General features: G+C 65.3%; 15 protein-coding genes. 11 read left to right on the plus strand and 4 right to left on the minus strand.

Translation table 11 applies throughout. The annotated features are described in order from the left end of the window. The first annotated feature begins 31 nt into the window (after window positions 1-31). The 7 genes from MTR65_RS14500 to MTR65_RS14530 all read left to right on the plus strand — a co-directional run bounded on the left by MTR65_RS14500 (window position 32) and on the right by MTR65_RS14530 (window position 8,487). Window positions 32-1,330 carry a M24 family metallopeptidase gene (locus MTR65_RS14500; RefSeq protein ID WP_243801417.1) on the plus strand — a complete coding sequence of 433 codons (1,299 nt, stop codon included), beginning with the start codon at window positions 32-34 and terminating at the stop codon, window positions 1,328-1,330. Further along, the gene (locus tag MTR65_RS14505; RefSeq protein ID WP_243801420.1) at window positions 1,327-2,175 is read left to right on the plus strand and encodes an LLM class flavin-dependent oxidoreductase; all 849 of its coding nucleotides are present in this window, start codon (window positions 1,327-1,329) and stop codon (window positions 2,173-2,175) included. The genes MTR65_RS14500 and MTR65_RS14505 overlap by 4 nt, the downstream gene beginning before the upstream one ends. Beyond that, window positions 2,172-3,401 (plus strand): LLM class flavin-dependent oxidoreductase, encoded by a 1,230-nt coding sequence (locus MTR65_RS14510; protein ID WP_243801422.1) that lies wholly within the window; start codon window positions 2,172-2,174, stop codon window positions 3,399-3,401. The genes MTR65_RS14505 and MTR65_RS14510 overlap by 4 nt, the downstream gene beginning before the upstream one ends. Continuing rightward, window positions 3,398-4,426 carry an alpha/beta fold hydrolase gene (locus MTR65_RS14515; RefSeq protein WP_243801424.1) on the plus strand — a complete coding sequence of 343 codons (1,029 nt, stop codon included), beginning with the start codon at window positions 3,398-3,400 and terminating at the stop codon, window positions 4,424-4,426. The genes MTR65_RS14510 and MTR65_RS14515 overlap by 4 nt, the downstream gene beginning before the upstream one ends. A gap of 111 nt (window positions 4,427-4,537) precedes the next feature. Beyond that, the gene (locus tag MTR65_RS14520) at window positions 4,538-5,746 is read left to right on the plus strand and encodes an FAD-dependent oxidoreductase (RefSeq protein ID WP_226638505.1); all 1,209 of its coding nucleotides are present in this window, start codon (window positions 4,538-4,540) and stop codon (window positions 5,744-5,746) included. A gap of 215 nt (window positions 5,747-5,961) precedes the next feature. Next, the gene (locus MTR65_RS14525; RefSeq protein ID WP_243801426.1) at window positions 5,962-7,416 is read left to right on the plus strand and encodes an MFS transporter; all 1,455 of its coding nucleotides are present in this window, start codon (window positions 5,962-5,964) and stop codon (window positions 7,414-7,416) included. Between the two features lie 3 nt (window positions 7,417-7,419). Then, window positions 7,420-8,487, plus strand: a complete 1,068-nt coding sequence (locus tag MTR65_RS14530; RefSeq protein ID WP_243801428.1) for an LLM class flavin-dependent oxidoreductase — start codon at window positions 7,420-7,422, stop codon at window positions 8,485-8,487. A 102-nt stretch (window positions 8,488-8,589) separates the two neighbouring features. Here MTR65_RS14530 and MTR65_RS14535 read toward each other — a convergent pair whose 3' ends face one another. Next, a complete protein-coding gene (locus MTR65_RS14535; protein WP_226638508.1) occupies window positions 8,590-8,955 on the minus strand; it encodes a hypothetical protein in 366 nt (121 codons plus the stop codon). Window positions 8,956-8,979: 24 nt separating this feature from the next. Then, a complete protein-coding gene (locus tag MTR65_RS14540; protein ID WP_243801430.1) occupies window positions 8,980-10,209 on the minus strand; it encodes a class I SAM-dependent methyltransferase in 1,230 nt (409 codons plus the stop codon). Window positions 10,210-10,424: 215 nt separating this feature from the next. Between MTR65_RS14540 and MTR65_RS14545 the strand changes: the two genes are divergently transcribed. Continuing rightward, a complete protein-coding gene (locus tag MTR65_RS14545; RefSeq protein WP_226638510.1) occupies window positions 10,425-11,480 on the plus strand; it encodes a DUF1838 family protein in 1,056 nt (351 codons plus the stop codon). 164 nt (window positions 11,481-11,644) lie between these two features. Here MTR65_RS14545 and MTR65_RS14550 read toward each other — a convergent pair whose 3' ends face one another. Next, on the minus strand, window positions 11,645-13,204 hold the full coding sequence (locus MTR65_RS14550; RefSeq protein WP_243801432.1) for an FAD-binding oxidoreductase: 1,560 nt from the start codon (window positions 13,202-13,204) through the stop codon (window positions 11,645-11,647). Between the two features lie 203 nt (window positions 13,205-13,407). Between MTR65_RS14550 and MTR65_RS14555 the strand changes: the two genes are divergently transcribed. From MTR65_RS14555 to MTR65_RS14565, 3 genes are read left to right on the plus strand one after another with little or no spacing between them, the layout of a single operon-like run. After that, window positions 13,408-14,781, plus strand: a complete 1,374-nt coding sequence (locus MTR65_RS14555; RefSeq protein ID WP_243801435.1) for an MFS transporter — start codon at window positions 13,408-13,410, stop codon at window positions 14,779-14,781. After that, window positions 14,774-15,838, plus strand: a complete 1,065-nt coding sequence (locus MTR65_RS14560) for a Gfo/Idh/MocA family protein (protein ID WP_243801437.1) — start codon at window positions 14,774-14,776, stop codon at window positions 15,836-15,838. The genes MTR65_RS14555 and MTR65_RS14560 overlap by 8 nt, the downstream gene beginning before the upstream one ends. Beyond that, window positions 15,835-16,716, plus strand: a complete 882-nt coding sequence (locus MTR65_RS14565; RefSeq protein ID WP_243801439.1) for a formylglycine-generating enzyme family protein — start codon at window positions 15,835-15,837, stop codon at window positions 16,714-16,716. Before MTR65_RS14560 ends, MTR65_RS14565 begins: the two co-directional genes overlap by 4 nt. A gap of 181 nt (window positions 16,717-16,897) precedes the next feature. On the opposite strand, the gene MTR65_RS14570 is transcribed toward MTR65_RS14565, so the two are convergent. Further along, complete coding sequence (locus tag MTR65_RS14570; RefSeq protein WP_243801441.1) at window positions 16,898-19,330, minus strand: TonB-dependent receptor; 2,433 nt, start codon at window positions 19,328-19,330, stop codon at window positions 16,898-16,900. Window positions 19,331-19,463: the final 133 nt, after the last annotated feature.

Consider the following 19,463-nt stretch of genomic DNA (forward strand, 5'->3'; position numbering starts at 1 on the left):
GGCAAGGGGGGACAATAGGCATGCTTGGGTCATGGCGATAACAACATACACTGACGCCGAACTTCTTGCCTGGCTCGAGAAGTCCGGCCCCATGAACATGGCGCGCGCCGTGGAGATCATGGAGCGTCATGACCTGGAAGGCCTGGTCCTGGGCGAACCGGTCAACGTCTTCCACGCGCTCGGCCACTGGCCCCAGATCGGCCGCACGCGTATGGCGCAGCCTCCGGGTACCTTCGCGGTCATCACCCGTGCGAAGCCCGAGGAATTCGGCCTCGTGACCAGTCGCTTCCTCCATCACTACACCTGGGCCGACGGGCGCGAGCGTTCGGACGTCCACTGCTGGCTCTACACCGCTCTGGGCGACGAGGGCGACGAGACGCTTGCCGTCGTCCCGCCGGGCCCCGTCCTTCCGCAGCGCGAAAGTGCACCGCTCACCCAGGTCGAAGGCCACCGGGCGCGGGCCTCCGCGCGCGAGGCGGGTGCCAACACGGCCACTGGCGATGCGGGCGCGGCAATCGTTGCGGCGATGCGCGGCATGGGCCTGTGGCAGGGCCGTGTCGGCTTCGATCACAGCGTCATTGCCGAAGTCGCTGCGCGCCACGACCATCCGGGCGCCATGGTTCAGGCCGACAACATCCTGCGTGAAATCCGTCTCATCAAGTCGCCACTTGAGCAGGCCCTGATGGCACGCGCCGCGAAGGCCAACGTCGATGCGCTGAACGCGGTCGGTCAGGCCGTGCGAGCGGGCGCGGTTCATCACGAACTGATGGCGCTGTTCCGCCTCGAGGCGGCCAAGCGCGGCAACGGTGCGGTCTTCCTAAACGTTGACCGCGTGTCCTCGGACCTTTCGCGCGCGACGATTGCTGATGGCCAGACCCTCATGATCGATGGCGTTAGCCAGTTCATGGGCTACCACGGCGACTTCGCTCGCACCGTCTTCGTCGGCGATCCGACCCGCGAGGCGCAAGCGGCCGCAAAGGCTTCGGCCTTCGGGTGGCAGGCCGTGCGCGAAAAGCTGCGCCCGGGCATGCGTTTCTCCGAGATCGTCAGGACCGGGGAAGAGGCGCTCAAGGCGGCAGGTCACACCGCGCTCGTCGGCTTTGGTCCGCACAGCTGTGGCCTGGCCCATACCGACGAGCCTGGCGAAGTCCACGGCGGCTTCTGGCGCAAGCCCGACCTCATCTTGCAGCCCGGCATGATCCTGTCGGTCGACTGCCCCACTCTCGACACCGGCATCGGTGGCTCGGCCCATTGCGAGGACCTTGTCCTGATTACCGAAGACGGTTGCGAACCCATCCATCCCTTACACGAACCGGTGATTGTCGTATGACCAGACCTTTCATCCTGTCCGCCGCGATTGCGGATCCGGAACTGGCCGTTCCCGAAACGGCTGCCACGTATCTTACTGCGGCCGACGAGGCAGGCCTCGACCTGCTGCTCTTCGGCGAGGCCGGTGGCCGCCCGTTCGACGCACAGGTCCTCGTTGCCTGGGCCGCGCCGCGCTCGCAGCGTGTCGGCCTCGTTGCGACCGTGCCTGCTTCGAACGCGCACCCCTTTCACGTGGCCCGCGCGCTCTCGGCCGTCGATTTCCTGAGCGCAGGCCGCACGGGCTGGTCGGTGATCCCCGAGGGTGCCGCAGAAGGCACGGCCGAGGACATGGTGGGCGCGGCGCGTTCGCTGTGGGACGGTTGGGGCAGTGACACGCTGATCCTCGACAAGGCCTCGGGCCGTTATCTCGATGCGAGCAAGGTCAAGGCCTCGAACTACGAAGGCCCCGTCTTCAAGGTGACCGGTCCCGTCAACGCGATGCGCCCGCTGCTCGGCCAGCCCGTGCTCGTGCTCGACGATGCGGCGCCGATCGCGATCAAGGACGCCGACATCGCGCTTGTCTCCGAGCCGACGGCCGACGCCGGTGCGACCAAGAGCCTGCTCAAGGTCACTCTCGACACCAAGGTCGAGGACGTCGCTGCACTCTTCGCCGAGGGCAAGATCGAGGGCGTGCACATGAGCCTCTCCGATCCGTTGGCCGAGCTGCCCAAGCTGGCCGCGCTCTTCGCCGAGCTGGTCGCCGCCAATCCGGGCGGGGAGGGCGACCTGCGCGCACGCCTCGGCCTGCCGCTTCCGTCCACTGCCTCGAACCAGCCTGACGGCGCCAAGATCCCGGAGATCGCATGATGAGCAAGCAAATCCACCTCTGGGCCTTCCTGCAGGGCATCGGCTTCTACCCCACCGGTTGGATGCACGAGCGTGCGCGCCCCGAAGGCGTGTTCTCGATGGACTACTACAGCTACGTCGCCAAGCTGGCCGAAAAGGGCCGCTTCGACGCCATCGTCTTCGGTGACCAGCTGCAGTCGCGCGGCGCCGGTGGCCGTACGCCCGAGCGCATGGCGATGCCCACGCTCGATCCGATGACGCTGCTGACCGCGATGGCCGCCGTCACCGACCACGTCGGCCTCGTCGCGACCATCTCGACCACCTTCAACACACCCGAGATGCTGGCCGAGCGCTTCGGCACCATGGAGCGCATCACGGGCGGCCGTGCAGGCTGGAACATCGTGACCTCGGTCCACCCCGACACCGCGGGCAACTTCGGTCTCGACGAGATGCCGCCCAAGGAAACGCGCTACAGCAACGCCGCCGACGTCGTCGACAAGGCTTGCGAGCTGTGGGCCGCCATGGACCGTGCAGGTCCGCACCTGAACCAGGGCCGTCCGGTCCTCGTTCAGGCCGGCCAGTCGCCGGCGGGCCGCGAGTTCGCGGCGCGCACCGCCGAGGCCATCTTCTGCCCGGCGCCCTCGATCGAGGCAGGCATCGACTTCCGCAACGACATGCGCAGCCGCATCTCGGGCGTGGGCCGCAACCCCGATGGTACGCGCGTCATGCCCGGTCTGTCGTGCGTCCTTGGTGGCACCGAGGAAGAGGCCAAGGCCAACCACAAGGCGATCATGGACATGGCCAGCGTTGAGCTCGCCATCGAGTACCTTTCGGAATCGCTGTGCTGCGACCTCACCTCGTTCGACCCCAACGCCAAGCTGCCGGTCGAGGCGATCCTCGAAAAGACCCTGCTTCCCACGGCCGATGTCGGCCGCATGGTCACGCCTGCCGGTGAGAAGGGCACGAGCCTTCGCGACTTCGCGATGAACTTCATGCTCAACCCGCGCGGCCACAATGTCTTCATCGGCACGCCCGAGCAGATGGCCGACATGATGATCGAATGGCGCGATGCCGGCGCGTGCGACGGTTTCACGCTGCAGCCCAGCTACATGCCGGGCGGCCTTGAGGACTTCGTCGAAGGCGTCATTCCGATCCTTCAGCAGAAGGGCCGCTACCGCACCGAATATCCGGGCACCACGCTGCGCTCGACGCTGGGCCTTCCGGCCTACGAACGGGCCGAAGCGTGAAGACTGGGCGCCTGATCTTCGGCGCGCTGGGCGCGGCCGCACTCCTTGCGGGGGGCAGCGTCGCTGCCCTTCGCCTGGGGGCGGGCGAACCCGACCCGGCCGAGCTTGAGGCGAAGTGGGTCGATGGCCCCTCGCGCTTCGTCGAGGTTGACGGCGTGCGCATGCACGTGCGCGAGGAAGGTCCCGAGGACGCGCCGGTCGTCGTCCTCCTGCACGGTTCGATCGTCAACCTGCACGAGTGGGACGATGTGGCCCCGATCCTGGCAAAGAGCTTCCGCGTCGTGCGCTTCGACTGGTCTCCCTACGGGATGACCGGTGTGGACCCGAGCGGTGTCTACTCGACGCCACGTTCGGCCGAACTCATGGACAAGCTGATGAAGCAGCTGGGCCATGACAAGTTCGCGGTCGTGGCGACATCGAACGGCGCCAACGTCGGGCTCGAATTCAACCGCGCCTATCCCGGCCACACCACGGCCATGGCGTTCTCGATCCTTCCGCTCGAGCGTCCCAGCCAGACCCGAAAGGTCGACTGGCGTCTCAAGTGGATGCTCCAGTTCCACAACGCGGTGCTGCCCAATTGGCGCTCGCACGCGTTCTGGCGCCTTGTGCTGGAAGACACGACGCCCCCCGGCTTCGAGCCGACCGAGCGCATGGTCGACCAGATCTACGACATGAACAACCGGCCCGGCGCGCTCGCGCGGCAGGCCCAGTATATCCAGGCCAACGTCAAGCTGTTCCAGACGCAGGATGTGGGCGCTGTTGCCGAAGCGGTGACCGTGCCCGTGCTCATCCAGTGGTGCACCTACGACGATGTGATTTCGCAAGGGGCCAACGCCTCTGTCGACCGCTTCACCAACACCGAGGTGAAGATGATCGAATACCCGGACCTCGGTCACTTCCCCATGTGGGAGAACCCGGAGAAGTTCGGTGGCGATCTCAAGACCTGGCTCGAGACGGCAACGGCCCCGCGCAAAGCGGAGCCGGAGCCTGAGGATACGGCACAGGAGGCCGCCCCCACCGCCTGATCGGCACCCGCGCTCTCAGTTCCGAGCGTCGGATACAATCCGCACTGGTCCAGCATGGCGCGTAGTCACGCCATAGGCCGGGTGCCACGTACTTTGGAGTTTTCTCGTATAATGTCAGCTGTTGAGCGTTGCGAAGTCGCAATCGCCGGCGCCGGTCCTGTCGGCACCGTCATGGCGACCCTTTTGGCCAAGGCCGGCGTGTCCGTCGTCCTGATCGAGGCCGGCCCGGACTGTGCGCAGGATCTGCGCGCCTCCACCTTCCATCCCCCGACGCTCGAGATGCTCGACGAGATCGGCATCACCTCGATGCTGCTCGAGCGCGGGCTCAAGGCGCCGCTGTTCCACTGGCGCGACCGCGCCTCGGGTGAGGCGATCGAGTTCGATCTCTCCGAGATCTCGGACGTGACCCGCTATCCCTTCCGCATCCAGTGCGAGCAGTACCACCTCAGCCGCGCGCTGGCCGATGGTCTGGACAGCTACACGAACGCGGACCTGCGCTTCAACAGCCGCCTGCTCCACGTCGCCCAGGATGACACCGGCGTCGATCTCTCGGTCGAGACCATGACCGGCATCGACCGCATCCGCGCCGACTACCTGATCGGTGCTGACGGCGCGAACTCGGTCGTGCGCAAGTGGCTGGGCATCGAATTCGACGGCTTTACCTACCCCGAGCGCTTCCTGACGCTCTCGACCAAGGTGGAACTGGCCGACTACCTCCCCAACCTCGCTTACGTGAACTACGTCAGCGATCCCAAGGAGTGGCTGGTTCTGCTGCGCGTTCCTTCGGTGTGGCGTGTTCTGGTCCCGGTCAATGGCCTGGTCGATGAAAACCAGCTGCGTTCCGAAGAAAACAAGAACGCGATCTTCGAGCGCCTGATCGGCCGCGGCGCGGACGTCGAGACCGAGCACCGTACGCTCTACCGCGTGCACCAGCGTGTCGCGAAGTCGTTCCGTGAGGGCCGCATCATGCTGATCGGCGATGCCGCGCACCTCAACAACCCGCTGGGCGGCTTCGGCATGAACTCGGGCATCCATGACGCCTTCAACCTGTTCGAGAAGCTCGAGCCGGTGCTCAAGGGCAAGGCTGCGGCCGACGCGAACCTTTCGCTGTTCGACCGCCAGCGGCGCGAGGTGACCCACACCTTCACGCAGACGCAGACCAAGGCCAACATGTCGATGATCAACGGGGCCAAGGAAGACGGCCACGAGGAGCGTCGCCGCAACCTTCAGGCGATCCGCGACGACGACGAAAAGCGCCGCGCCTACATGCTGCGCCAGTCGATGTACCAGAGCCTCAAGCAGGCTTCCGAAATCGTCTGAGCCGGACGCCGCGAGGCGTTCCAACAGATTGCTAGCGGGGCGCAGGACCAGATTGGTTCTGCGCCCCGATTGTTTGGAAGTCCGGTTTCCTGCAGGAAATTTCGACCCTGCCTGTCCGCGTATCGGACAGAGCCGCGATGCCGCTCCGGGAGGGGCGGCTTGGTTGCACACTCCGCCTCGAACCCGCGATGCGACAGACGGGCGAGGAGAAGCGTGTGACGAGTGAAACGCAGATGGCCGCCGACGCGGCCTTGCCCGTGGGCGAGCCGCAGTTTGCCGTGGTGCCGAGCGCGCCCGGCGCCACCTGGAAGATCCGTTTCGGCTCGGCAATGATCCCGATGGGCCATGCTGCGGGCCAGAACCTCGTCACCGTCCTTGGCCTTCGTTTCATGACCGACAGCCTCGCGATTTCCGCAGGGGCGGCGGGCCTCATGTTTGCGCTGATGAAGATCTACGACGGTATCACCGATCCGGCGGTCGGCGCCTGGAGCGACCGTGCGCAGACGCGCTGGGGGCGTCGTCTCCCGTTTCTCTTTGCAGGTGGCCTTGCCATGCCGGTGGGGCTCGCGCTTCTGTTCGGTGCGCCCGATTTCGGTTCGATCCTGCTGGCCCAGGCTTTCGTTCTCTTGGCTCTGATGATCCACGCCACCGGGTATACGCTGCTCACCATTCCCGGCTTTGCCATGCTGGTGGAAAGCTCCACCGACCCCAAGGAGCGCACCCGGCTCATGGCCTGGCGCACCTATGGCAACGCGGTGGGAACACTGCTCGGCTCCACGCTTCCGGCCTGGATCCTGGGCGCGCTTGGCCCGTCGCGCGAGAGCCATCTGTTGGTGGCCCTTGCTGTGGGCGCGGTGGTCTTCACCGCGACCGTGATCGCGGTCTGGCTGCTGCGCGAGGCGCCGCGTACCACGCCGCGCGCAGCCGATCTCGCCAAGGCGCCGCACCCGCTGCGCAGTCTTGCCCACCAAGTGCGCCTGGCCTGGCACAACGTGCCGTTCCGAATCCTTGCCATCGCCCACGTCTTCCTGCTCTTTGGAACAGCTATCGGTTCTGCGGGTCTGGCCTACTTCACGCGCACCTTCCTCGACCTCCCGGACTCTGCGCTCGGCACCTACTTTGCCATGGCAACCGGCGCGATGCTGGTGGGCATGACGCCCTGGGTCTGGCTTTCCAATCGCATCGGCAAGAAGGAGAGCTACATCGCCGCGCTCGCGATGTTTGCCGCTGTGCAGCTGAGCTGGCTCCTCGCAGGCCCGGGGGAGAGCATGATCCTGGTGAGCGCACGCGGTATCCTGAGCGGTCTTGCGGGCGGCGGCATGATCCTGTGCGCCTATTCGCTTCTCTCCGATGCGGTGCGCTACGACTTCATCACCAGTGGCGAGCGGCGGGAAGGGGCCTTTGCCGGTTTCACCACGCTCTTCGACAAGCTCTCGTCGGCTGCCGCGCTGGCCGCGATGGGCGGGTTCCTCAGCATGATGGGCTATGTCTCGTCCTCGAGCGGGGAGGCCGCGGCGCAGAGTGATAGCGCCCGGCTTGCCATTCTTCTGTGCGAATCCGCCATTCCCGCCGCCGCGATGCTCGCGGCTATCGTTGCCATGCTGTTCTACCGTCTCGATCCGGCCATGCTGGAGGCGCTCGAGACGCGCCGTATCGAGAAGGAAGACTGAGCCATGTCCGGCCACGAAATCGAACTCGTCGGGCTTGTCGCCCCCTACCGGGCGTCCGAAGCGAGCGAAGCGCCGCCTGCCTATGATGCCAGCTTTGTGGCCGAAGCCGCGAAGGGCTATGAAGCGGCCGGTTACGACCGTGTCCTGATCGGGCAGAACGCCCGCTCGGCCGACAGTCTTGTCACCGCGACCTGGGTGGCGGCGGCGACCACGCGGCTCAAGCTCATGGTGGCGCATCGTCCCGGCTTCATTGCCCCGACCATGGCCGCGCGGGCCTTTGCGACGCTTGACCAGTTTTCCGGTGGGCGTGCAGGCGTGCATATCATCACCGCTTTCTCGGACATCGAGACACGCTGCGACGGTGACTATCATACCAAGGACGAGCGTTACCGCCGCTCCAACGAATACGTGCGCATCCTGCGCCGCATCTGGTCGGGCGAGGCGCCGTGCAACCATGAGGGCGATTGGTACCGTTTCGACGAAGCGGGGAGCGAGGTCCATCCGGTGGCTGGGTCGGTCCCGGTGTTCTGGGCGGGCAATTCGGAGCTCGCGGTAAAATTCGGCTCCGAGCTTGCCGACGTCTACGCCTTCGGGCCAGGCAGTGTCGCGCAAGTGGGGGCGCAGGTTGCGCGGGTGCGGACCGAAGCGGCCAAACACGGGCGCAATCCGCGTTGCTCGATGTCGATGCGCCTCGTGGTCGCCGATACCGATGAAGCCGCATGGGAGCGCGCGACACAGATCCTGCGCACGGTCGAAGCGCGCCAGGCCGTGCATGGCCTGCTGGGCCGGGATCTCGGCAAGGCGGCGCAGGACACGGCAAAGGGCGCAGCCGAGGCCGATGCGGCCTCGGAGGATCCGTGCCTGTGGACCGGGCTCACCAAGGCGACGCAAGGGCGCCTTCAGGTCATGTGCCTTGTCGGCTCACCCGAAACGCTGGTTCAGGCGCTGCTGCGCTACCGCGAGGTCGGGATCGACAACTTCCTTGTCACGGGCTTTGATTGGCTCCCCGATGCGCACCGCATCGGGACCGAGATCGGCCCGGAGCTGCGACGCCTTGGCAACGCGATCTAGTTCGGTCGCGTAAGGCCCAGACAACAAGAAAGGCCCGGCGGGATGACCGCCGGGCCTTTCTTGTTGTCTGGAGGGGAAGGGGCGGTAGGCCCCTTCGCCCGATCAGGGCTGGGCGATCTCGTGGATCGTCGCCTCGAAGCCTTCCGAGGTCTGGGCCTGGGCCGCTTCGTCAGCGTCCTTCAGTTGCAGGTAGAACAGGCGCTGCATGAAGTCCTGACGGCGTGCCTCGCGCTCTTCCAGGGCGTCCTGGTCGAGTTCGAGAGCCTCGATACCGGCGGCAAGGTCAAGGCCATTGGCCTTGGCCACGCGCTCGGCGCTGTCGAGACGGTCGCGCACGACCGAAAGCTCGCTGGCAAGAACCATGATCATCGACATCGCGGCATCGACGCCCGGGGTCTCATAGAACTCGGGGCGCTTGCCCTTGGCGTGGCGAATGACGTGCGGGCGCTCTTGGGTGGTGTTGTCCATCGTATATCTGTCCTTGCTTGCGCCTCAGGCCGCGATGGCCTGCTTTTCGCCCTTCTTGGCGATGAGCACTTCCCAGCCACCGCCGGGTGCGAATTCGCCTGCGGTGAAGTCACGTTCGGCGACGTGCTCGGAGGATTCCTGGCTGTAGCCCGACGCGGCTGCGGCGAACTCCATCACCGCCATCGGGGCAGTGTCGAAGCGCACGGCGTCACGATCGAATCCGGCCTTCTCGGCGAGGCCGATCTGGTCCATGTCGCGCATCGCGCCCCAGAACGGCTCGTTGTTGTACCAGGTCTCGTTGTCGAGGATGAACTGGGTGAAGGGGTCCATCAGATCGAAGGGCGGAAGGTCGGCGTGGATCATCAGGCCACCCGGCTTGAGCACGCGGAAGGCCTCGTTGAACACGCGCGGCATGGCCTTGCCGCTGGTCTCGTGGAGCAGGATGTGGCTGACGACGAGATCGAATTCCTCGTCACCGAAGGTGGTTTCCTCGGCGTTCATCTGCGCGAAGTTGACGTCGAGACCCATGCCCGCCGCACGTGCGTGCGCATAGCGGACGCAGGGACCGCCCACATCGATGCCCCAGACCTCGGCTTCGGGGAACAGCTCCTTGTAGGGCAGGGTCGAGTGGCCGACTGTGCAGCCCATGTCGAGAATGCGCTTGGGCTTGAAGTCGGGCATGTTGCGCTTGAGGTAGTTCACCACCGAGCGGCCCATGTCGTCGTTGTTGGGGCCGGTGTAGCCCATCGAGTAGAGGTACACACCGCGGTCGTAGAGCGCGCCGACCGAAACGTCGTCCTCGGTCACTTCCGAGCAGTAGCCACCGGGCATGCAGTGGATGTCGAGCGCGGTAACGTAACGCGGGGGCTCGAAGCCCTCGGGAATGACCAGCTCGCCCTTGTTGGTCGCGGACAGCTCCTTGGCCTTCTCGATGAGGTCGGGCAGCTGGCGGTCGATCGAGACATTGACCGATTCCCACAGCAGTTCCTGCGCCGTGCGGTTTGCCATGGCGTAGTGCTGGAAGTAGAGGTCGTGGATCATGACCGAGCGGATGTCGCGGCGGTTCTCGGGGAGACGGCCGTTGGCCTTCTCGAACGCCTTGGACACGCGGGTCTCGTAGATCGGGGTCAGCCCGGGCAGCAGAGTGGACTGGATGAAGCCCTTGAAGCTCTTGGCGAACTCTTCGCGGGAAGCCTCATCCGCCGTCGCCTTGGGCAGAATCGGATGGTCGGCTTGCTGAAAGGTATTGAGCATGATGCGACTCCTCTGTTCATCGGGCTCTTGCGGTTTTCTTGCGGACCGTGCGTGGAGCGGCATAGTCGCCCCGGTCCGCTATCCGCTTGGCGATCATGCAATCCTATCGCGATGCGCTGGATCAAGGAAAGCACAAAAAGTATAAGTCTAGATCAATTGACGGGGCCGATTCCGGTCTCGCCCGATTTCTCCAGCCCCCTAAAGGGAACCATACCATGGATGATATGAAATTCAGCCGTCGCCAGAGCCTGGGAATGGCCGGACTTGGCGCAGGGCTTGCCTCGGGCCTCGTCGCCGCGCCCTCGCTGGCGCAGGCCGCGACCGGCGCCAAGGGTCCCAGCCCCAAGACCCCGGCCTTCAAGACGAAGATCGATTTCAAGGATCCGGAGTGGAACCGCGACACCTACGTGCGCATCGACGCCGACATCGATCCCACCAAGGAGAAGGTGGGCTGGCTCAAGGGCAAGGTCTATGGCGTGCGCCCCAATGAGCCGGTGCGCCAGCTCTTCATCAATGAGGGCTTCAGCGTCGTGCGCTCGGTCCGCCAGGAAGACGGCTCCTACCGCCGTCTGCTGCGCGAGATCGTGTTCTACCGCGACATCGAGACCGGCAAGCTGATCGACAAGTGGTACAACCCCTACACCGACGAGACCGTCGATGTGGTGCCGATCGCCAATGATCCGTTCAACTTCACGATCAGCCAGTGGGCGCCCGAGCCGCCCTCGTACGGTGGCCTCAACAAGGACAAGCCGCCGCGCAAGCCCTTCCTGATGGAATGGGAAGAGGGCCCGAACGACACGCTGATCCTGCGTTCGGACATCGACATGATGTACCCCAACGGCCTCACGCCCGATAAGTGGGTGCGCGAGTCCTCGGGCGCGTTCAACCGCGTTTCGGAGCATTTCATTTACACGGTGAACCGCAAGGATGTGCTGAACCCCAATGTGACGCACATCCAGCACGTGGGTGCCTGGAGCCGTGTCACCCCGTGGCTGCCCTGGATGCTCATGGGTCAGGCCGAGGGCCACATCAACTACTTCAACAACTTCACCACCGCTGAAGACGGCATTGCCGGCCTGCCCGATGATCTCGTGGCAGCCGCGCGCAACATGGGTGAGAAGTGGCTGCACGCGCCCGAGAGCGATTACGGTCCCTCGCTCTCGAGCATCGAGAACTACATCCACGACCATGAGCCCGCGCCGGTGCCCGAAGGTTGGGAGCCGCCCAAGGCACCCGCTGCGCCGCAGCCTCTGCAGCGGGGCGGCCAGTAAGGCCGACGGTCTGATGGCATCGTAAACAGGAAAGGGTCGGGAGTTCTGCTTCCGGCCTTTTTTGTGCGTTCACAGTGCGTTGCGGGCAATAGTTACAAAAGAAAAGCGGCCCCGCCCGCATCCGGGGAGGCCGCTTTCTTTTTGTTAGTACGTGATCGCGCGGATCAGAAACCCAGCGCGCCCGGGTTCATCAGGCCCTTGGGATCCAGCTCGGTCTTGATCGCGCCCAGCAGCGACTTGGCCTCGGCCGAGAGACGCTGCTGGTAGGGATAGGCGCGGCCCAGCTGGAAGTGCCCGGCGCCGTGCTTCTGGAAGGTCGCAACGATGGCTTCCTTCAATTCGTCGGCCAGTGCGCTGGCGTCCGGGTTGGCGGCGAACTGGGGCTGCTGGGAGAGGTATTCCTCACCCAGCGTGGTCGTGTGGTAGGCTGTCCGGTCCTCGGGCCAGTAGAGCGCGACTTCGTAAAGGAAGCCGGTCGAGCCGACGGGGGAGAACATCGTGCCGATCCAGATGCCCAGCTTGTCCATCCTGGCCTGGTAGCTCTTGATGAGCGCCTTGAAGCTCTCGTCAAAGGCCACGGCCTCGTCGTGGGCGAGGACACCGTGGATCGGAACCCAGCGCTCGCCGCCGGGGCCAAGCACGTTGAAGAGCGGCGCGAAGGGCACCGAGTGGACGAAGGTCGGGATCGAGTTGGCGATCTCGCGGCCCAGACCATCGAGCAGGCGGCGCAGCTGCTTGGCCTTGAGGGCGGCCTCGTCGTCGTCTGCGCCTTCCACGATGAAGTGGCACATGTAGGCGCCAGCACGCATCGGGTTCTCACCGGCGAAGGCCATTTTCACCAGCTGGGCGACGCCCTTCAGCTTGTTGGGGGCCTTGCGCAGGATGTCCGCAGCAATCTTGATGCGCGCGCCCATGCCTTCCTGGCGGCCGATCTGACCCTGCGAGAGCGCAAGGTCGAGGCCGAAGTGGCTGTCGTCGAGACGGGCTGCGGCGGCCTTGCGCGAGGCGGCGTGGTAGTCGGCAAAGCTGTCGAAGGCGAAGCTCAGGCATTCGAACTTGGGAAGCACGGGCAGGAGCGGCAGGCGAATGCGTGCCTTGACGCCGAACACGCCGCAGTCGCCGGTGAACAGGCCGGTGAGGTCAGGGCCATAGAAGCGGGTGGCCTTCGACGAGCTCGTCGAAAGGAGCGCGCCACTGGCAAGGACCACGTCCATCGAGACCACCGACTGCGCCGAGATGCCGTGAATGGTGGTGCCGTGGCTCAGCGTGTTCTGGCTGACGCTGCCGCCGACCGTCGCGGCGATACCGGAGAAGGGGCCCCAGAACGGGGTACGCAGGCCCTTGGCGTCGAGCGCGGTCTTGAGGTTGGCCCAGGTCACGCCCGCGCCGCAGGTCACGACGGCGTTGCGCTCATCGATCTCGATGGTGTCGATCGCGCCGGTGTCGAACAGCACGTGACCACCTTCCTGGCGCACGTAGCCGTCGGTGTAGGACGCGCCGCCGCCGCGCGGGACCATCGCGATGCCCGCTTCGCCGCACAGCTTGACGGCCTCCTGCAGGAGCTCGACCGTCGCGGGACGCACAACGGCCAGCGGCTTTTCGCCGGTGCGGTAAACATCGTTGGCGAAGTACTCGAGCTTCTCGCCGGTGCTGATGACGGCATCCGGGCCGAGCGCCTTTTCCAGAGCGCCGATGATCGTCGTGTCGTTTGCCGTGGTTGCCATGCGGTCTCTCTTTGAAGGAACGAAAATTTCGACCAAGGTGCTTGGCCCGCCGGTCGCGTGCGGGCGAGGGCGCTATCCTCGTTATCCGTTGTACGATTATCCGATGCGCGGGTAAAACCGCACGAGTTCGGGTCTGTGGAGGACGCTCTGGGCACCTTCCGGGCAAAGGCGGTCCGATCAGCCGGGCCTGCGGGGAGTCGTACATGAATACTGTTGCAGCGAAGTTGCCGGGCCGCCTGGCGACCTCGACGAAGGCCGGTTTCGGCGTGGGGCAGGTGGCGGGCCAGCTTTTCCGCGATGCGCCCTCGCTCCTCCTCATGTTCTACCTGACGAACGTGATGGGCGTGGCGCCCGCGATTGCGGGGACCGCGATCTTCGTGCCCAAGGTCTTCTTCAGCCTTGTCTTCGACTTGTGGATCGGCGTGGCCTCGGACCGGCTTGCGCCGCGCTTTCCCCGGCGGCGCTGGCTGCTGGTCGGCGGGCTTGCCGCGCCGTTCGCGATGCTGGGCGTGTTCGCCGTGCCCGAAGCCTCGATGACCTTCCAGGTGGCCTGGGTCTTCGTGACCTTCAGCGCCTACATGGCGGTCTACTCGACCTTCTCGGTGCCCTATCTCGCGCAGTTCTCGGAGATGTCGTCCGACCCGGCCGAGCGCACTGAGCTCATGGGCTGGAAGCATGCCTTCACGGGGCTTGGCGTACTCATGTCCTCCTCGGTCGCGCCCATGGCGGTCAACGCGCTGGGCACCGACCGCCCGGCCTATCTCATCACGATGAGCTCGATCGGGGTCATCTGCCTTGTCTGCCTTCTGGTCGCCTGGCGCTTTGCCGCGCGCATTCCCGAACCGGCCGAAGTGGCAACGCCGCTTGCCGCTCGCGACCTGCCCCGCGCCTTCACGGACCGCCGTTTCATGATCCTGTGCCTTTCGGCCATCGTCATGACGGTGGCGGCGGGCATCAGCTACGCCAGCTTCCCCTTCTTCGTGAAGTACGCGATGGCGCGCGAGGAACCCTTGCACGACATCGGCGTGATGTCCGCAATCATGGCCTTTGCGGTCATGGGCGGATCGCCGCTCTGGGTGATGGTCTCCAAGCGCCTCGGCAAGAAGCTGACCTATGTGCTCGCGGCGGCAGGGCACGGCCTGGTGACGCTGGTCTGGGGCTACCTGCCCGATGCCCCGATCGAGGTCGCCTATGTCCTCGCCGGGTTGATGGCTGCCTGCAACGCGGGGTGGGGCACGATCGTCCTCTCGCTGCTTTCCGACAGCATTGCGGCCGCGCGCGAGGAGTACGGCGAGAACCGCGCCGGGTCCTACTCGGCAATCTGGTCGATCATCGAGAAGGCGGGCATTGCGATGGGCGGGACGCTGATCGTCGGCCTGATCCTCTCGGCCTTCGGTTTTGACGCGGCGGCGGCGAGCGCAGGTATGCCGCAATCGCCGCGCGCTCTGGCCGGCATCATCGTCAGCTATTCGACCGTGCCCGGCATCGCCAAGCTCGTCGCGGCTGTGATGATCTGGCGCTACGTCCACGAACATCCGTCCAACTCGCAGGGAGGGGCCACGCCCGCGCATGCCTGAAATGAACGAACAGACCGCGCCGCACGCGCCGCTCAACCTTGCCGTCATCGGGTGCGGGCGCATTTCCGGTGCCCACTTCAACGCCGCGAAAGCGCGACCCGAAGCCGTACGCATCGTCGCAACCCATGACATCGATGCCGCGCAGGCACAGGCGGCTGCCGAGCCTTTCGGGGCGGTAGCATGCGTTCACTTCGAGGACGTGCTCGCCATGCCCGAGGTGGAAGCCGTGCTCATCGCGACGCCAAACAGCCTCCACGCAGCCCAATCGATGGCTGCTCTGCAGGCGGGCAAGCACGTGCTGGTCGAGAAGCCCGCTGCCGAGACCGGAGAAGACGCGCTGGCGCTGGCGAACCTGGCGGCCGAGAAGGGCCTCGTCTTCGCCGTAGGCCACACCTTCCGCCACAACGATGCGGTGCGCTACATCGTCGATCACTGGGGCGACTTCGGGAAATTCCGTTCGCTTGAAGTATCGTCCTGCGTGTTCTGGGACGGACCCCAGGCACCCTGGTGGGCGACGCGCACGCCCGAGGAAGGGTTGATCCTTTCGCTCTTCGCGCCGCACTCGCTCGATTTCGTGCAGCTCATCATGGGCGAGGATGATCCGGTGCGCGTCCATGCCGAGGCCGCGCGCCACCAATCGGGCTGGCAGGGCGAGGACGAGGCCATGGTGCTGCTGGCCTATCCCGGCCGCCGCCTTGCGAGCGTCCACATCTCCTACAACCAGCCTGCCGTCCTTGATCGCAAGGTGCTGCACTTCGACAAGGGCGTGCTCGAGATCGAGCATGGCGAGATCCTGCGCTGGAACGGCGAGGAACTGGTCCATCCGCCCGAAGGCGTGCTCATCGATCCGCGCCGCATGGGCGGGCGCACGCTGGGGCACTACTTCGCAGACCAGCTTTCCGAAATGCACGCCGCCGTGCGCGGCAAGCCGCATCGCCTGCCCACGGGGCGCGATGCCGCGCGTCTCATCGCGTTGATCGACCGGGTGAAAGCCTCGGCGCGCGCGAACTCGGCGGCGGACGCGATTGATCCCCCGCTGGCGGATAGGCCGCAGTGAAGTCGGTTCTTGCGCTTGCCCTTGGGGCAAGTGCGCTCGCATCGCCTGTCGGCGCAGCGCCGCCCGAACCCAATGGACACGTGCCCGCCAAGGTCCCTGCGCCTGCGCCGGTGTTTCCGCCGCGCGTGGCCGGCAGCGCCTTTGCCGAATGCCGCGATTGTCCCGAGATGGTCGTGGTGCCGCCCGGCAACTTCATCATGGGATCGAGCGAGGAGGAACGCCGCGCCCTGGGCGTTCTTGCCATGTTCGACACGATGGAAGAACCGCGCCACCGCGTCACCATCGGCTACCGCTATGCCGTCAGTCGCTACGAGGTGACGTTCGCGCAGTGGGACGCCTGCGTCGCCGATGGCGGCTGCAACGGCTACCGGCCGGATGACGCAGGGTGGGGGCGTGGCCGCCGTCCGGTCATCAATGTGAACTTTGCCGATGTGCAGAGTTATGTGGCATGGCTGAGCGCAAAGACCGGCGCGAGCTACCGTCTGCTGAGCGAAGCCGAATGGGCCTATGCTGCCCGCGGTGGCACGCAGACCTGGTATCCGTTCGGCAATGCCCTGTCGGCTGACAAGGCCAACGCGGCGCAGGTGCTCGACCGCACAACGCCGGTGGGAAGCTACGCGCCCAACGGTTTCGGCCTGCACGATGTCATCGGCAATGTCGCGGAGTGGACGCAGGATTGCCACCACGACAGCTATGTTGGAGCGCCCGATGATGGCTCGGCCTGGCTGACGGGCCCGTGCGAACTGCGCAATGTGCGCGGCGGCGGGTGGAGCCTCCAGGGCTGGAGCGTTCGCGCTGCCCAGCGCATTGGCGATCCGCCGGGCGCGCGTAACGATCATCTGGGCTTTCGCGTTGCGCGAGAGCTGCCGCAGGACTGAGGCGCTCACACGTCCCGATAGCCAAAAGCCCGGTGCGACCACGCGGATCGCACCGGGCTTTTTTGATACCTGAATAACTATCGGCCGGGGCCATGAGCGTTTGCCAGGCCTGCACACACGAAAAGGCCCGGGAGCATTGCTGCTCCCGGGCCGTTTTCGTTCGTCCTGCGGACGGCCTGGATCAGAACTTGATCGAAGCCTGCAGGCCCGCGGTGCGCAGGTCGTTGAGACCCAGCATGAGCGCGGAGAAGGTGCCGGTGTAGGCGAAGTTCGGCGTGAACGTGTAGTTGTCCGAGACCGACACCGGGGTGTGGTTGTTGAAGATGTTGTTCACGAAGACATCGACCGAGATGTTGCCGTGGGTCACGCCTGCACGTGCGTTGAACAGGTGCAGGTCGGGCAGCTTGGCGAGGTTCGCCTCGTTGCTGTAGACGCCCGACTTGAAGTTCCAGTCACCGCGCACGAACCAGGAGCCGTTGTCCCACTCGGCAATGTCGCCCGCGAAGGTGACGCCGACGTTGGCCGAGTACTTCGAGGTGTTCTTCAGATCGTTGCCGTTGAAGTCCGTGATGCCGGTGAGGGCGGTCACGGTCGGGCTGGTGAAGTCCTTGATGTCGCTCTCGTTGTAGGCGCCAGCCGCATCGATGGTCAGGAAGTCCAGCGGACGCCAGGTCACGTTGCCTTCGAGGCCATAGAGATCAGCCGAGCCGGAGTTCGCCGCGGTGTTCACGAACGAGTAACCGGTCGATTCCGTCTCGTCGGGAACGACGATCTGGACGGTGTTGATCTGGTTGCGCCACTGGGCGTAGTAGGCGGCGAACTGGTAGCGGAACGAACCGTCGAGGTTGCGGCCCTTGAGGCCCACTTCGTAGTTCGTGACCTTTTCCGGTTCGATCGCGAGTTCGCCACCGGCCTCGGACGCGGCCAGCTGGATGGCGTAGGTGTTGTTGAGGATCGCGGTGTTGAACTGCGCCGGGTTCACACCCTTCGCCCACGAAGCGTAGACCATCATGTCCGGCGTCACGTCCCAGTCGACGATGATGCGCGGCGTGAAGTTCTTGTACTTCGAGTTCGCGAGCAGCGAGTTCGGGCCGTAGTAGCCGGGGGTGAGGTACGGGTTGTAGCCGTTGCCGTCGCCCACGATGGTGACACCGTCTTCGTCCGCATAGGCTTCGAGCCTGTCGATCTGGTAACGGCCTTCTGCGCTGATCGAAACGGTGTCGGTCAGTTCGTAGGTCGCGCCGAAGAACATGCCGACAGTCTTCGAACGGCTCTTGCCGCCCGGGTTCAGGCCGCTCTCGGTCAGGTTGAAGCCGCCACCAAGGCCCTGGTACAGGTCCGACTGCAGGTAGCTGACGCCAACGAGGCCCTGGAAGCGATCGGTCTCATAGGCGAGACGACCTTCGATCGACCAGTCCTCGACCTTGCGCTCGATGAGGTACGGGAAGTCGAAACCAAGCGAGCTGGTGTCGTAGCCGTCCAGGTCGATCATGGTCGACCAGGTTTCCTTGTTGTAGCCACCAAGGACAGTCGCGGTCACGCCGTCGACGATGTCCCAGTCAGCCGTGCCGTGGAAGTGCGTGGTCTTGCGGCGCAGACCGTAGCCCTGGACGCCATCGTTGGCATCAACGACGCGGTTGGTGTCGATCGCCAGGAACTGGCGGATCTGGTTGGTGTTCTGGACGTTGGCGGTCACCGGGTTGGCAATGCTGGGCACGGTGCCGAAGAACCAGGGGTTTCCGGCGTCGGTCACGCCGTTGGCCTGGCCCTGGAGGACCTGGTTGCCGTCCGCGTCGAAGACGTCGTAGGCGTAGAGGCGGGTCTGGGCGGCCGGGCCGTCCTTGTCTTCGCTCATCATGCCGAACAGCTTGATCGACACGTCAGCCGACGGGGTGATCGAAAGGGTCGCGGTGCCGATGACGCTCGACTGATCGCCGAGGGTGACGCCGTTCTGGTTCTCGTAGGAACCGCCCTTCGAGTACTTCTCGCCGGTGACGCGGAAGGCGATGAGGTCTTCGATGATCGGACCTTCGACCGCGCCGCGCAGACGCCAGTTGTCGCGCGTACCGATCATGCCCATCATTTCGCCGCCCCAGTAGCCGTCCGGGGTCTGGGTGACGACGTTCACGGCGCCGGCAAAGGTGTTACGGCCGAAGTAGGCGCTCTGCGGACCCTTCAGGATCTCGACGCGCGCGGGGCTCGAGACGTTGTTGATCTGCGAGGGCGAGGACACGGGAACGCCGTCGATGAACGAGGAAACCGTGGTTGCCAGCGTCGTCGAGGGGGTGAAGCCGCGCAGCACGACCTGCTGGAACGAGCGGTCGGCGTGGCCCGAGGACGAGTTGTTGATGTTGATGCCCGGCGAAGCTGCCGCAACGTCGTTCATCGAGACGATGCCGCGAACGTCGAGTTCCTCGGAGGTGACGGCGTCGACGGTGACCGGGGTCTTCAGGATGTCTTCACCGGTCTTACGTGCGGTGACGACGATTTCGCCGGGAACGGATGCCGGAGCGGCTTCCTGGGCGAAGGCAGGCGCTGCGTAAAGCAGGCTCCCGGCAACGGCGAGCGTCGACAGCGTCGAGGCGAGCCGCATGGTGTTTGCAGTACGATTCATAGAAGACCCCTCAATATTAGATCTTTGATGCGCCCCATGGGGAGGCGTTTGAAGTAACGGTCCCGGTATCCAGCGACCGGGATTCAGTTTTTCGCTAACCGAAGGGAGGCGAATGCACGTGCATACGCCTCGA

This window comes from Novosphingobium mangrovi (genome assembly GCF_022818885.1).
Taxonomy (GTDB): Bacteria; Pseudomonadota; Alphaproteobacteria; order Sphingomonadales; family Sphingomonadaceae; genus Novosphingobium; species Novosphingobium mangrovi.